This is a genomic window from Candidatus Nitrosocosmicus sp. FF01 (genome assembly GCF_047711275.1).
Lineage (GTDB): Archaea > Thermoproteota > Nitrososphaeria > Nitrososphaerales > Nitrososphaeraceae > Nitrosocosmicus.
This window is the reverse complement of record NZ_JBLNIG010000001.1, coordinates 390,730-403,251: the sequence shown is the minus strand read 5'-3', so window position 1 is coordinate 403,251 and position 12,522 is coordinate 390,730. Positions and strand designations below refer to the sequence as shown.

Below are 12,522 nucleotides of genomic sequence, written 5' to 3'. Positions count from 1 at the left end.
AAAAATAGGCAACCAAAATATATATATCCTAGTTGTCAGGCTCATAATATAATGAGCTTGTTAAACGTACTGTCTCAAACAAGTAGTATGTTCCAAAACTTTGGCCTACAGATCGGGCCACAATACGACCCATTGTTCTATGATGTGATGATTTACATATTTGGAACTATGTTATTTGGAGTATTTTTGTTAGGTGCAATTTCATTCTGGCTAAGAAGAAAAGGTCTTGGTGGTCAATCATCAAAAGAAAAGTGGACCCAAGAATTAGAGAAATATTTCCAAAAAGAGCAAATAGGATTAATGCCTGACGAAAAGCATCATTGGTAAATATAGATCCTCTTTTTATTACTTTTAATAATTTTTAATTTTCATTTTATGAATTGTATCAAGTCATAATTAGTCATTGGGGTCTATCCCTAGGTGAAATCGAAACTATCAAGAATAACTTTAATAATTATGAAGTTATCGAATCGTATCTTCAAAAAAATAGCGATTGTGCTAGTATCCTGGAAATCGAATTCATAAAAAATATCTCTGATGAATTTTTTAATAGTATGTCCATAGACAAATGGAACATCTTCATAGATATTATCAAAAATATCAAGAAGAGGAGAGGTAATAAAGGGTTGCAGTTTAAATTAACCATAACAGATTACTTTGAAGAGCCTCAATATCAGGATGAAGATATAAAAGACAAGATCGAACTCTTATTTTTTAGAAGTATGATTTTTCTGCTGAGACATAAAAATCATAATGAATTCATCAAAGGATTAGAAAGGATTGAAATAGCAATTGAAAATATTGCAGAGTTATCCAAGCAAACCAAAAAATTTTATAATGCGGCCGATGAGTCTCCGCCCAACAAATCAATGGTTAAGAAAGACTCTGTTCACTATGGAGGAAGAGATCAACAAAATCATAGACATTTTGGGACAAATATTCAACTTTACGTATTCATCTTTGATGTTGACAAGAGAATATGGAGAACTCTGTGATTCATCAGTTGTATGTTGTTTAGTTAACTAAAGAAGATCCCACAAAACTAAAAAACTAAGTCTCCTGAAGTTTAGATCATGGGGAAAACTAATAGTGTCGAAAGAGATCCAAACATGATAAGTCTAACTTTTGAGAATGAAGAAACTCAAAGTGGTCAACCTCTAATCGGCAAGGTATCGATTGTTTATGATGGAAGATATGATAGCATAAGTATCAATTCTCAGATCGAGGATTCATCAGATGTTTTTTCCTATGTAGAATTACAGGGAAAAAAGATCAACCATCCCTATGCCCGGCTTTCTATCATGAAAAAGGAGATATTAGATCCTAAAAAAATAGAATTCAAAGTTTCTACGCAACATAAACCCATAAAAGATAATTCTACAGCAAAGTTTAGGGCGACCCTTATTCAAGAACATAAAGAAATAGGATCCGCCGTAAAATTTATTCGAATAAAAAATAATGGTTTAGGTTAGCCAAAACTCGGTTCTACATCAACCTTTCCAGTCATCCACGGATGTGGTTCGCAATGATACATATATTCACCTCGCTGAGTAAACGTAAATTCGTATGTACCCTGTGGAGGAATTAAACCAATAGTTGCTAGAGAATCAAACCGTCCATTTATAGGATCTTCATAATTATTGTCGGTAGTTACTGTGTGTGCTGTTACATCATTATTGGTCCAAACAACTTTGTTTGAAAGTCCCAGTGATGCACGTACCTCAGTTGGGAGAAAAGAAATTTGGATTTGCCGGCAGAGAAGATCCTTCTACAATTGATATAGCGGTTGTACCAGATGGGTTTAAGATTTCCTCGGCAACGTCTGGTTTTGCATTTATTGCAGGAGTATAAACAAATTGATAATAGGATAAACTAATCGTAACAATTACTACGAAGGAAATAATACTAATCCCACCAATTTGGGACTGTTTCTTTACTTTTTCCAATTGAGTTTTATTTTCATATACGATAATAAATATTTTGTTTATTAAGAAAAATCAAGAAGGAAAATTGCAGATGTCTGGACCTGTTTAAGAGATATTTTATTTCTCAAAAGAAAGGTATCTGACAGACTAGTTGAAAGTAACTAGAGATATAATAATCAGCGTAATATCTCTCCGCGAATTGCATTCGTAAGTTCCATACTATGTCAGCTGATTATTTTTTATCCGCATTCAAATTTGCTGAACCTTTAACTGCAAAATTATCCTTCTCTAATATAGATTCAGGAATATTTGCTGAAGTAGTCTGTTTGGTGGATTTAATTTCAGGTAATGGCACGGGCTCACTTTCTTCTATAATTTTATCTTTTGGCGTATCAGATGGAGACGAAACATCAGACAATTCTTTAATTGAACTATCAGAAGATATTGCCTTTCTCGGGGTTGATCCAAAAGACGGGAATATGAACTTGCGTTTCTTAGAGGTGACAACTTCAACATTTGATTTTGACAGCCCTCTTCCATATCTATACAAATGGAACATACCAGCAAACACCAACATTAATATCCCTATCAGGAAGAGCGAATAGTTCTTCATTCCATTTAGGACTGCATAGTAGGCAGCTATATTCAAATATACTTGAAATCCTATCAGGACGATAAACAGGATGTACAACCATTTGGAAGGAAGTTGGATGGGATTCTTTTCAGGCGGCTTTTGCTTCTTTGCATTTGCTTCTGCATTCTTTGCCAGTTTTATCATCAAGTACGTAAATCCAAATGAAAGCGGAACTAGCAGAACCATTACAGTGTACAGAAATATAGGATCAATAACTAGTCTTTCTAGCAGAGATTTTGTCCTGTCCGGGTCTATGTAGAACCCCCAGTAAGTGGTAATAATAATCTGCGCGATACTAGTAATCCCCAAGGCCGTAATAATTGGCCGATCCTTCCATGAGAATTTCTTATATTTATCAATGAATGGAATTATCAGCAAAGTGAATATGAATAATCCTGGCCAAGCTACTCCAGTTGTAAACTTATCAAACTGACTCCTCAAAAAGGCATACAGACCAGTCAGATACCACTCAGGCACAGTTATGCCAGGTGGTACATTAGGATCGAATTTAAGTCCCATATCAATAGGAAAAACGCCCCCAGTCAACATGATCGCTCCTGATACGGCCATTACCATTGGGACATCAAATACCAAAAATCGTGGGAAATGAACTACCATTAAACCTAGGAGCACTATGGGTAAGAAGAAAACATGGAATGCATAGAACCGAAGTACGAAATCATGAAAGCCAGACCCGAAGAAGGCATTCATCATATCGGGCCCCAGGATAGGAATAGAATTTGTAAGAGACGCCGCTATAGAAATTGCCAGTTCTGCTCTTTCACTAAATATGATATCATAACCAGTAAAGGCCTCTAGAATTGTCAGAACCCCTAGTAAGATCCCCGTTACCCAAAGCATTTCATTTCGGATCTTATATCTACCACTAAAGAACTGGTAATACATGTGTAAGATTGCGAGCATAACCATTGCATTTGAAGCATGATAATGGATATTTCTCATGTGAAAACCGTAGGGGATTGTATCATTAATCTTGCTAACACTATCCCATGCTCTATCCAATATTGGCTCATACCAAAGCATGAGGAAAGCTCCGGTAATACCCAAAATGATAAAAACTACAAAAGTTAACATTCCGAGAAATCCTAACGGGCTTACAAATTTGGTTGGAAGTGTAAACTTCAACCCCATAAATATAGTCCTATCGAACCCGGCGTAGATCCATTTGAATAGCCTTACAAGGCTATTATCTTGACTATGTAAGGAAGCGCCCATATCCGACAACCCCATTGCCTGACGGAGTCCAATTAGGTGGTTTTATCCAGATGTTACCCTCATCATCGACCTCTAGGTCCAAACTTGGCAATACATTCGATGGAGGAGCTTGAAGTGCTGCGGGGCCTGCGAATGCTTCACCAGTCAAAGGATCGTACATTGATCCATGACATGGACATTCTCCACGTTTTCTACCATCTTCGGGCCAGTATTTCCACAGGCACCATAAGTGTAAGCACACCATACTATACATTCTAAAAGCAGAAGCGTCATTCTTTTCGCCACCTAGCTCTGGTGGCAGTCTAATAAATTGCCATGTTCGAAAGGCTTCTTCATTTAATACAGGATCTTCTGACAGTGGATAAACTATAGCTTCGGCATGATTAACCTTGAATGAATTTACATTTGCTTGGCTTCCGTCGGGCAATACCACTTTCGCTCTCTCTTCGGCAGCCTCTCTAGGATTAGGTAAAAACTTTCCCCATTCAACAAAAGGTGTAAATGTCATGACTGTGCCTGCAGCTGCAAGCAATTTCAAAAAATCTCTACGTGAAATCTTTCCTCCGTCAACTTTTGGAGGTTGTCGTTGAGACATTATACTTAAAAAATGTAAAAAGATATCTTATAAATCTTTATTTAGGTTTCTCTTGTGGAGACACTATAGTCACAATCAAGCTGGAGAATATTCTTGAGCATATTTTGATTTTGTTCTATGTGGATAAAGATAACCGGAATTTTCAGCTTTTTACCTTTGCACTAATAATTGATTTTTATATTAGTCAAGTCTTATCCGAACTATTCCATTTATTACCGATATGTTTGAGACAAAGTAGTTCTTATTCTGCAGCTGAGGAATAGAAATGCTATAATCCCTATTAGTAACTAGATTGTGTATCGTTAGAATCTGTCTTTCTTTGTCAAAACTAGCTTCTATCTGATAGCTTGACAGAACGTTTTTGTCTTCAAATATTACATCAACAAAATTTTCTCCAGAAATTATCTCAGGATTTAGTCTTCTATCCCTGCTGTTCAAGTTGGTAGGATTCATATGGTTTGTGTCAATACGACTCATACCAAATGCTGCTCTTGGTGTTTTCATAGTCCCTGGTTTGTAGTATCGATTCTCATATGATCGCCGACCAAAGAGATAACTTGATAAGAATTTCCACAGGTACGCAGATATCAACCCGATCAAAAACCCCCCAATGTGAGCAAGATAAGCGACTCCCCCAGATTGACCTATAAGAGCAAAAATGAGTTGCATGATAAACCAGAAAGGAATATAGGCTATTGCCGGAATCCTCACCGTAGTAATAAAAAAGGCAAAGATAATGGTATGTATTTTTGCATGTGGAAAAAATATCAAGTATGCACCTAAAACACCAGATATTGCACCAGATGCACCTATTGCAGGAATAGCACCTTCACCTGTAGAAATAGCATAAACACTATGAGCAATAGAGGCCATAACTCCCCAGAAGAGATATAACAATAGATACCTAAAATGGCCAAACCTATCCTCCAAGTTGTCTCCAAAAACATAAAGGAAAAACATGTTTCCCAAAAGGTGGGCTATACTACCATGCATAAACATTGAGCTAAAAAGCGATCCTAAATTCTGTCCTGATAAAATCAAATCAGGAATAGAACCGTAGTTAGAATATAGCTCACTTAGTACAATCCTATTTGAAAAATTTCCTGTGAGTATCACTTCATAAATAAAAATAATTATATTGACACCGATTAAACCATAATTAACAATTGGTCGCCCATTTACTCTAGGAGTATCATCATGGATTGGGAACATGACAACATTAGTTTATAATTATTGTAAATTTAAACCATAGTTGTATTAGCTTGGTCCAAACGGGTTTAAATTTGGCATGTCTCCACCCCTTTCGTTATGAGCCTTTCTCACATGACGTCGTAATCTTTCATCATCGTCAAACATCATATCACAATGCTTGCACTTCTTCTGATTAGATACTTTAGCGCCTTTTTTTTCAGTATCCTTATTATCTTTTTTCTTGGAGAATAATTTCATAAATAGATAAAAAATAAAGATGTAGATTAAAGTTGCTATCTAGAAACTATCCCGTATTGTATCAGATCGAGTGTTTATCGAAGAAGATGGAGATCACTCCATAACTATCATAGTCAGAGTAGATTTCACACCATTGAGTTTTCTAAGCTTCCATGTTATAGTTTCTTTTACTTTGTCCATGCTTTCACCCTCAACAAGTGCTACAATATCATATACGCCATAAACCTGATAAACATGTTTTACTAAATCTATCTTCTTTAACTCATTCACAATTGATTCTTCACTTCCTAATTCTGCATTCATAAGCACAAAAGCTTCTGGCATATATCAAATTAATAATATAACAAATATAAAAATGTGATATCATCCAAATTGTAATCTACGGAGCATATACATGTTATTATATTTCTGGACTAAGTTTGGACTCGTCAAAAAGCTTGGCCTTGGTCCACTCATATTCGAAAAAATCTTTGCACCATTCATGAAATGATCTATCTTTGCTGTAAAACATTACATTTAGATCCGGTTCTCCTTTTAATGTTGGAAAGGAAATACACGATTCTCTTTCATTAAATATCGTAACTATATTGATTTTGTCTACCATTCGTCGTTCCACTATTCCTTTAGAAACAAAATTCTTCCAACCGAGTTTTTTGAGTATTTCAGTCCTCCCCCTTGGGATTACAACGTCTGCTGGGAAAATATAGCTAAACTTTACATTATTGTTGACTCTTTCAGCAATCGTTTCTATAAGATCGATTGGTACTTGGGATATCACTTCCCTGATGTATTCCTGAGAGTTGCTATAAACTGCCTTCCAGCGTTGAAGGACTGCCATAACGCCAACTACCACTTCACAATTATTGAGCGAACCGATTCTTTGGATAAATTTTAACGGAAGATTGCTAAGTGTATGCTCCTGAAAATAGTCCTTATGTTTGAATGGAAAATTAAAATTTGGAATAAGTGATACAATTATTTCACCATAAGGAGTAAGCAACAGTTCGCCTTCTCCAGTTTTCTTGACCAGTTTTGAATCTATTAATCTATTGATATTCCGGTGGGATTCTTGCATAGTTGCGTTTAAATCTGTGGCCAATTGGGATAATCTATAAGGTTTAGATGACAGTTTTAGGAGCATATAGATACGCAAGTCTCCTGCAAGTTCAAAGAACACTGATTGAAAATCGTCACCAGACTGGCTAAGCATAATCTAGGTTTATAGTACCTGGGATTTAAACTTGATAAATTTGTAGTACTATTAGTAATTCAAGATAATTTAAAACAAAACGTTTTAATTGGTTTTGCCTTTACGAAAATTATAGTGCCCGGGTAGTATAGAAATGCACACAAGCGCATTGTAAAGTCCGGTCCAGTATGGGGGACTGTCACTCCCTTGACCCGGGTTCGAATCCCGGCCCGGGCGCTTTTTCAAAATCATCTTAATATTTTGTTCTAGTTTCAAAAAATAATGATGGGTAACGTATTGAACTTGTTGAATCCAAATTCAAATACTTGTTTTTAAATTCGGTTTGATCCCAGTATGTTCTTTTCGTTTTAAAGTATTATAGATTTATCAAAAAAATCGCAGGCAAAAAACTGTCAGGAAAATTAAAATTGGTTAATTCAGATTTGAATTAAAATTAAGGTGGAATTAGAGCCTTTCTAGTCTTTTTCATATCCCAACCAAACATGGCTACAATCCATCCAGCAATAACCAAAAATACAGAAATTACCTCTGCATCAACCATCGGATTACGAAACTCTGTTTCAGTAGGTGGAGACTGAATATTGAATTCTGTATCAGGTATAGCATCGTTAATTACAACGGGGGCTGTGATTGCTACGCCAATAACTCCTGCTACAATCATGACTAAACCAGCTATTAAAATTGGTTTATAACTAACCATGCAAAGAACTAGATTTTTTCCTATATAAATTTTAAGAGGCGACTATTTGCGGACTATGATTAGTCTTCCGCTTAATTTCCACACTTATTTAAGCTGATGAAAGACGAAACAAACTGATGGGGCGGGATTTAAAGATGTTAGGGAGTAACTTTATCGAAGATTACGGTTCTGAACAAAACAAAACTGTATTTGTAATGCCGATCTACCCAAGTTCCAGAGAATAAATTACAGGCTGTTCTCAGCATACAAAAATATTTTAGATTAATATTCGATGAAAAATTAAAAGGACCAAAACAAATATTTCCAACATTTTCGGTGTTGGTCAATACAAGATATGCCCCGGAATTCATGTTGATAAACCTACCCATTAAAAATCCTTATAGACTGTGATACCTAGCAATCCAAATCAAAAAATTTCATTTCAGATGACATATTATCATTTTGATCAATTGATTTTCCTCAAAATCCAGACAGTGGTTAATATCACAATAATACATTGAAACACATGTTTGAAAGTTTAACTAAGATACATTGACATTATTGGTATGGATAAAAGTAGCGAAACATCAAACCAAGAGTCATCTACTAGCGACAAATTAAAGAAAGAGATGTTAAAACCGGTAACAAAAGCAGACTCTGAATTAGAGGAAGAGTTAAAGGAACTAGAAGTAGAAAATTCTGCTGGTGGAAAAGATGGTGGAGGAGGGTAATTCTAAACTCGAGGATGTCATCATATCTACAAACTAGGTATTATTCTATCTGTCAACAGGTCGATTAATTTCTGCTTATTTGGACTTGAATTTGTCAGTACAATCTCGGTAATTCCAGCATCGGCAAATGCAGAGATCTTCCTGATTGCCTCCTCTGCAGAGCTAATCAAAAACAAATGCTTTTTCAAAGAATCATCTTCAATAATCAATCCATTTTCTTCAATTTTTCTAGGATCATGTATGTCAGTTTCAAAGAATGCCTTGATCATTGAGCCTCTCCAAAACCGAATCGATTGAAGTGATTTTTCTTCATCTTCATCGTATGAGGCAGGGATGAATAATACTATTTCTTTATTGATGGTGGCTTTTTGATCTTGTTCCCTTTTTCCTTCCCCTTTCTCAAATGCAGGTATTAGATTATTCCTTATTTTATCAATGTTTGACTCTGTTGTAATGAGGCCATTTCCTTCTTCACCGGCCAGCTCTGCAGATTGTTTTCCTGCTGCAGCAATATAAATTGGTATAGGTTCATCAGGTTTCGTGTACAATCGTGAATCCTTCACCCAGTAATATTCACCTGTAAAGGTAACCCATTTTTCTTTCCACAGTTTTTTTATCAATTTGATAGCTTCACGGAGCATTGCGAACCGTTCTGCATTGGTGGGCCAAACATTTCCACTTGTTACTTCGTTCATTGCCTCACCTCTACCTAAACCAAGAATTACCCTATTTGGAAACATGCTTGCGAGAGTTGCAAAAACCTGAGCAACAATAGCGGGATGATATCTTAAGATAGGAGCTGTCACTCCAGTCCCTAAAACCAAATCACAAGTCTTTGCGAGGGCAGCTCCCATCCAAGGCCAGGCTGCTCCTCCTGATGCCCCCGAATTCCACCAGGGCATATAATGATCACTTGTCCAACAGCGTTTTATCCCCTTTTTTTCCATATATAGTACATCTTCTAATAGGTCACTTGGATGGTATTGCTCGTGTGATGCTTGAATACTAATCTTGATTCTTCTTGTCATATTTCACAGTCTAAGATAGTATTTGTGACGATTCTTTATTAGATTGTAATAGACATGGTCAGTAATAGAAGAATGGACGAGGTGGTTATACTGGAATTTCCAAGAATCGCAATGTGTGTTCTACTAAATCAATTTTGGTTAAAGCTTTTTTGTCAAAATAGTTAATTTGATTTAATCCAATCAAGTTATACCTAAAATAGATATTGTGAAGTAAAATTTCTACGTATTTATGTCAACTTAATTGTATCCGATCTAATATCTAATCACAGTCAGGTTTTGACATGTTTGTTGGTCTGCCTGTTAACTAGCTCTATAGTTAGTTCATTTAGCTTTGATAATTTAAACGGCTTTATTAGCAGTTTTATATTTTTTGTAATGAATCTTTTTTCAGCATTAAATGCCTGTTTCACGGTATCGTAAGCAGATATTATTAGGATAGATGCAAATGGGTAATTGCTGAAGATTTCGTTGGCAGCCTCGAGTCCATTTTTACCATCTGGTAGTTTGTAATCAAGTATCACTAAGTCGGGTTTGAATTCTTCATAGTCGCTCATAATATTGGATGCAGTCGTATTTGTGACAGAAATGTAATAGCCCTTGTTTATAAGAAAATCTTTGTAAAGATTCAACAAGTCCTGTTCGTCTTCGATTATCATAATACGAATCACTTCTGCATCTGTACAAATACATCATTCATTAATAAACCATAATACTTTTGGTAATCAAGTACAACTAACTAGATTCAATACTCCCCATTACTTAGAAATTACTGGTAAAATCACTTTTTCCAATGTTTTATAGACAAAAAAACGTTTCCACTCGATTCTAGATATTAGCTGGACATCAAAAACTGGATTGAAATCCCGTTTTTTTTAATTTTGACTAAACTAATTGGGCAATAATTGGAAATCTCATTGTTTGTATTTATTTGCATCTTCTTGAGACAAGTTCAAATGCAAAGTATGTCCGTCAAATTTAGAACTTAGGCTTTTGGGAATTATAAACTTGTCCTTATCTACCATACCCCTTTCAGTGACAATATAATCTTCACTTATTTCTTGTACTTCTCCTAAATCATAGTCGTTGAGGCCTCTAGCTTCTCTCTTGATTGCATCAGACCAATTAATATCTAGATTATTTGACATATAAAATACTATAAAACAATTCTTAAATAGATCATACTGATTGAAAATCTTTTGAAATATTGAATGAAAGATTGTAGTGCTTTTATCCATCACAAACTAACTTGAATTTAACAATAAATATAATAACTATCAGATGTATAAATAAAGTGATTGAACACAGATAAAGAAAGCAACATTCCAGCCTCATCTGCCTCGAAATCTGTGGAATATATTCTTCTTGAAAGCATTGGAAACGAACTTTGGGAAATCGATTATCAAAATGGTATTGCATTGAATGTAACGGAAATAATAAACCCAGAGACAACTGGAAACATTATTCGCTATTCAGGAAAAATTGAGGATTTCCTATCCAATGAGAGGGGGCTAAGAAATCTTCACTTTCACGAATCAGTCAATTTCCCCATGAGAGTACATTTTGACAATTAATAAAAATTGATTTATACCCAATGTTTGAATTCCGGACCATTTTTGATTAACAGATGAAATCAAGTAATTGCAAATTTGCATAAAAATATTTTGACCATGATCTAGATCACAGGTGTTCAATTAAGTGATTGTTCCATATCGAAAATTACCTATTGAATTTCAATAAGCGATAAGAATGAAAGGGATTGAGATCTTTTACCATATAGATATATCAATACAAATTTTGACTTCACTTCTCAAGATTCAGTTTAAATCAGAGCAGTCATTGCCACCTAGATCTGCTCCTTTAAAAATGTTATGTATTAGTATAAATCTTTTCCACAAAGGATCTTTTTTTTCAGCTCATCGGACTTGCTGTGTTTTTGTTCTATAAACCAGAAACACAAATGAGATATTCATTAGTAAAGGTTCAAGATTCTTAACAAAAGGAAATTTTGATCATCTACGAGACAAGTAGCAATCATATCAAAATTCTTAAAATAACATGATACCAACGTTTGGTCTAATGAACAAGTAAGACAAAAATGAGGTAGATGTCTTATGCTTTCAATTTTAGCACAATAGTTATGACATTGTCAAATGCGTTGATTCACAAATTCGGATTACTAGTAAGTATAAGAATGTATTCCTAATTCCATACCCCTTTGGCTTTCTTATATAGCTCGAACGGGCTTCAGACTTTTGCATTCTTCATTGTTTACTTCTTCAACTGCTTTGGCATTATTCTCGAATTCTTGCTCAAGTATGTCTTAACTATTAATAGGTTTTTTACCTATACAAAGAATATTGCATTCAAGACTATTTGATCATTTACGTCACGCTGATAATACAGAAAATTAATTGGTTTTTTATTTTAACTCGAATTGTATCTTGACAGAATAGTCGGTTACATCGATCTCTGGTTCCAAATCAAGAGTCTGTTTTATGAGGGATTTCATGAATCCCAATAAAAATCGCGAACCCTGCGCACCTAGTCTATGTCGGATTACAATAATCTTGTGCTTATCCGTCTCTAGTTCGTCAAAGGTCCCGATATAACCGTATGTACATATTATTTTTTCAATATATTCCAAGACTGATTCAAAAGAAACATTTTTTTTCCAAAATAGAATTGTATCATTAGGTATTTCTTTCCCCATGTCCAAACCAAGGGCATATGACTCAGATTCATCGAGTCTTGTAAGTAATGATCTTAATATTTCACGGTGAATTACTAGGAGGTCTAATTTGGATTGAAATCTTGTAAACTCGGCATACTGTTTAAGGACTGAATTAATCATGGCATTAACTGAAACGCCCATTCGTTCAGCTTCAGAATTTAATGTTTCTGAAAGGGTTTTATCGATTCGAAATGATCTTACTGTTGAGTTTGAAAGGGCCATATAGTATTCATAACATCATGGCTTAAAACTGTAACTAACTGTAACCTTTTGTAATTTATTTATACCATAGGTTACATAGTAT

The 12,522-nt window shown here is 35.0% G+C and carries 18 protein-coding genes and 1 tRNA gene; 6 read left to right on the top strand and 13 right to left on the bottom strand.

The window, feature by feature from the left end:
* Positions 1 to 51: 51 nt before the first annotated feature.
* The 3 genes from ACMT7R_RS02260 to ACMT7R_RS02250 all read left to right on the top strand — a co-directional run bounded on the left by ACMT7R_RS02260 (position 52) and on the right by ACMT7R_RS02250 (position 1,472).
* Entirely contained in the window at positions 52 to 327 is a 276-nt protein-coding gene (locus ACMT7R_RS02260; protein ID WP_415309813.1) for a hypothetical protein, read from the top strand.
* A gap of 53 nt (positions 328 to 380) precedes the next feature.
* Entirely contained in the window at positions 381 to 995 is a 615-nt protein-coding gene (locus tag ACMT7R_RS02255) for a hypothetical protein (protein WP_415309812.1), read from the top strand.
* Positions 996 to 1,073: 78 nt separating this feature from the next.
* On the top strand, positions 1,074 to 1,472 hold the full coding sequence (locus ACMT7R_RS02250; protein ID WP_415309811.1) for a hypothetical protein: 399 nt from the start codon (positions 1,074 to 1,076) through the stop codon (positions 1,470 to 1,472).
* Here the strand turns inward: ACMT7R_RS02250 and ACMT7R_RS02245 are convergent.
* The 8 genes from ACMT7R_RS02245 to ACMT7R_RS02210 form a co-directional block, all read right to left on the bottom strand.
* Positions 1,469 to 1,708 carry a plastocyanin/azurin family copper-binding protein gene (locus ACMT7R_RS02245; RefSeq protein ID WP_415310545.1) on the bottom strand — a complete coding sequence of 80 codons (240 nt, stop codon included), beginning with the start codon at positions 1,706 to 1,708 and terminating at the stop codon, positions 1,469 to 1,471. The two genes, ACMT7R_RS02250 and ACMT7R_RS02245, sit on opposite strands and share 4 nt — an antisense overlap.
* Positions 1,709 to 1,721: 13 nt before the next feature.
* The gene (locus ACMT7R_RS02240) at positions 1,722 to 1,946 is read right to left on the bottom strand and encodes a hypothetical protein (RefSeq protein WP_415309810.1); all 225 of its coding nucleotides are present in this window, start codon (positions 1,944 to 1,946) and stop codon (positions 1,722 to 1,724) included.
* A gap of 211 nt (positions 1,947 to 2,157) precedes the next feature.
* On the bottom strand, positions 2,158 to 3,795 hold the full coding sequence (locus ACMT7R_RS02235; RefSeq protein ID WP_415309809.1) for a cytochrome b: 1,638 nt from the start codon (positions 3,793 to 3,795) through the stop codon (positions 2,158 to 2,160).
* On the bottom strand, positions 3,776 to 4,390 hold the full coding sequence (locus ACMT7R_RS02230) for a twin-arginine translocation signal domain-containing protein (RefSeq protein ID WP_415309808.1): 615 nt from the start codon (positions 4,388 to 4,390) through the stop codon (positions 3,776 to 3,778). The genes ACMT7R_RS02235 and ACMT7R_RS02230 overlap by 20 nt, the downstream gene beginning before the upstream one ends.
* A gap of 180 nt (positions 4,391 to 4,570) precedes the next feature.
* Positions 4,571 to 5,602, bottom strand: coding sequence for a rhomboid family intramembrane serine protease (locus ACMT7R_RS02225; protein WP_415309807.1), 1,032 nt, complete (start codon positions 5,600 to 5,602; stop codon positions 4,571 to 4,573).
* Positions 5,603 to 5,647: 45 nt separating this feature from the next.
* Positions 5,648 to 5,839, bottom strand: coding sequence for a hypothetical protein (locus ACMT7R_RS02220; protein WP_415309806.1), 192 nt, complete (start codon positions 5,837 to 5,839; stop codon positions 5,648 to 5,650).
* A 93-nt stretch (positions 5,840 to 5,932) separates the two neighbouring features.
* Positions 5,933 to 6,163: an Lrp/AsnC family transcriptional regulator gene (locus tag ACMT7R_RS02215; RefSeq protein WP_144728919.1), complete on the bottom strand. Its 231-nt coding sequence runs from the start codon at positions 6,161 to 6,163 to the stop codon at positions 5,933 to 5,935.
* A 76-nt stretch (positions 6,164 to 6,239) separates the two neighbouring features.
* Positions 6,240 to 7,049 (bottom strand): helix-turn-helix transcriptional regulator, encoded by an 810-nt coding sequence (locus ACMT7R_RS02210; protein ID WP_415309805.1) that lies wholly within the window; start codon positions 7,047 to 7,049, stop codon positions 6,240 to 6,242.
* Between the two features lie 116 nt (positions 7,050 to 7,165).
* Here ACMT7R_RS02210 and ACMT7R_RS02205 point away from each other — a divergent pair.
* Positions 7,166 to 7,265: transfer RNA gene (locus ACMT7R_RS02205), tRNA-Asp, on the top strand.
* A 217-nt stretch (positions 7,266 to 7,482) separates the two neighbouring features.
* Here the strand turns inward: ACMT7R_RS02205 and ACMT7R_RS02200 are convergent.
* Positions 7,483 to 7,749, bottom strand: a complete 267-nt coding sequence (locus ACMT7R_RS02200; RefSeq protein ID WP_415309804.1) for a hypothetical protein — start codon at positions 7,747 to 7,749, stop codon at positions 7,483 to 7,485.
* A gap of 545 nt (positions 7,750 to 8,294) precedes the next feature.
* Between ACMT7R_RS02200 and ACMT7R_RS02195 the strand changes: the two genes are divergently transcribed.
* Entirely contained in the window at positions 8,295 to 8,459 is a 165-nt protein-coding gene (locus tag ACMT7R_RS02195) for a hypothetical protein (RefSeq protein WP_415309803.1), read from the top strand.
* Between the two features lie 26 nt (positions 8,460 to 8,485).
* Here ACMT7R_RS02195 and ACMT7R_RS02190 read toward each other — a convergent pair whose 3' ends face one another.
* The 3 genes from ACMT7R_RS02190 to ACMT7R_RS02180 all read right to left on the bottom strand — a co-directional run bounded on the left by ACMT7R_RS02190 (position 8,486) and on the right by ACMT7R_RS02180 (position 10,632).
* Positions 8,486 to 9,487: a TIGR03557 family F420-dependent LLM class oxidoreductase gene (locus ACMT7R_RS02190; RefSeq protein ID WP_415309802.1), complete on the bottom strand. Its 1,002-nt coding sequence runs from the start codon at positions 9,485 to 9,487 to the stop codon at positions 8,486 to 8,488.
* A 269-nt stretch (positions 9,488 to 9,756) separates the two neighbouring features.
* Positions 9,757 to 10,143, bottom strand: coding sequence for a response regulator (locus ACMT7R_RS02185; protein ID WP_415309801.1), 387 nt, complete (start codon positions 10,141 to 10,143; stop codon positions 9,757 to 9,759).
* A 255-nt stretch (positions 10,144 to 10,398) separates the two neighbouring features.
* Entirely contained in the window at positions 10,399 to 10,632 is a 234-nt protein-coding gene (locus ACMT7R_RS02180; RefSeq protein WP_415309800.1) for a hypothetical protein, read from the bottom strand.
* A 150-nt stretch (positions 10,633 to 10,782) separates the two neighbouring features.
* Between ACMT7R_RS02180 and ACMT7R_RS02175 the strand changes: the two genes are divergently transcribed.
* Positions 10,783 to 11,058: a hypothetical protein gene (locus ACMT7R_RS02175; RefSeq protein WP_415309799.1), complete on the top strand. Its 276-nt coding sequence runs from the start codon at positions 10,783 to 10,785 to the stop codon at positions 11,056 to 11,058.
* Positions 11,059 to 11,906: 848 nt separating this feature from the next.
* Here the strand turns inward: ACMT7R_RS02175 and ACMT7R_RS02170 are convergent.
* Complete coding sequence (locus ACMT7R_RS02170; RefSeq protein ID WP_415309798.1) at positions 11,907 to 12,440, bottom strand: hypothetical protein; 534 nt, start codon at positions 12,438 to 12,440, stop codon at positions 11,907 to 11,909.
* Between the last annotated feature and the right edge of the window lie 82 nt (positions 12,441 to 12,522).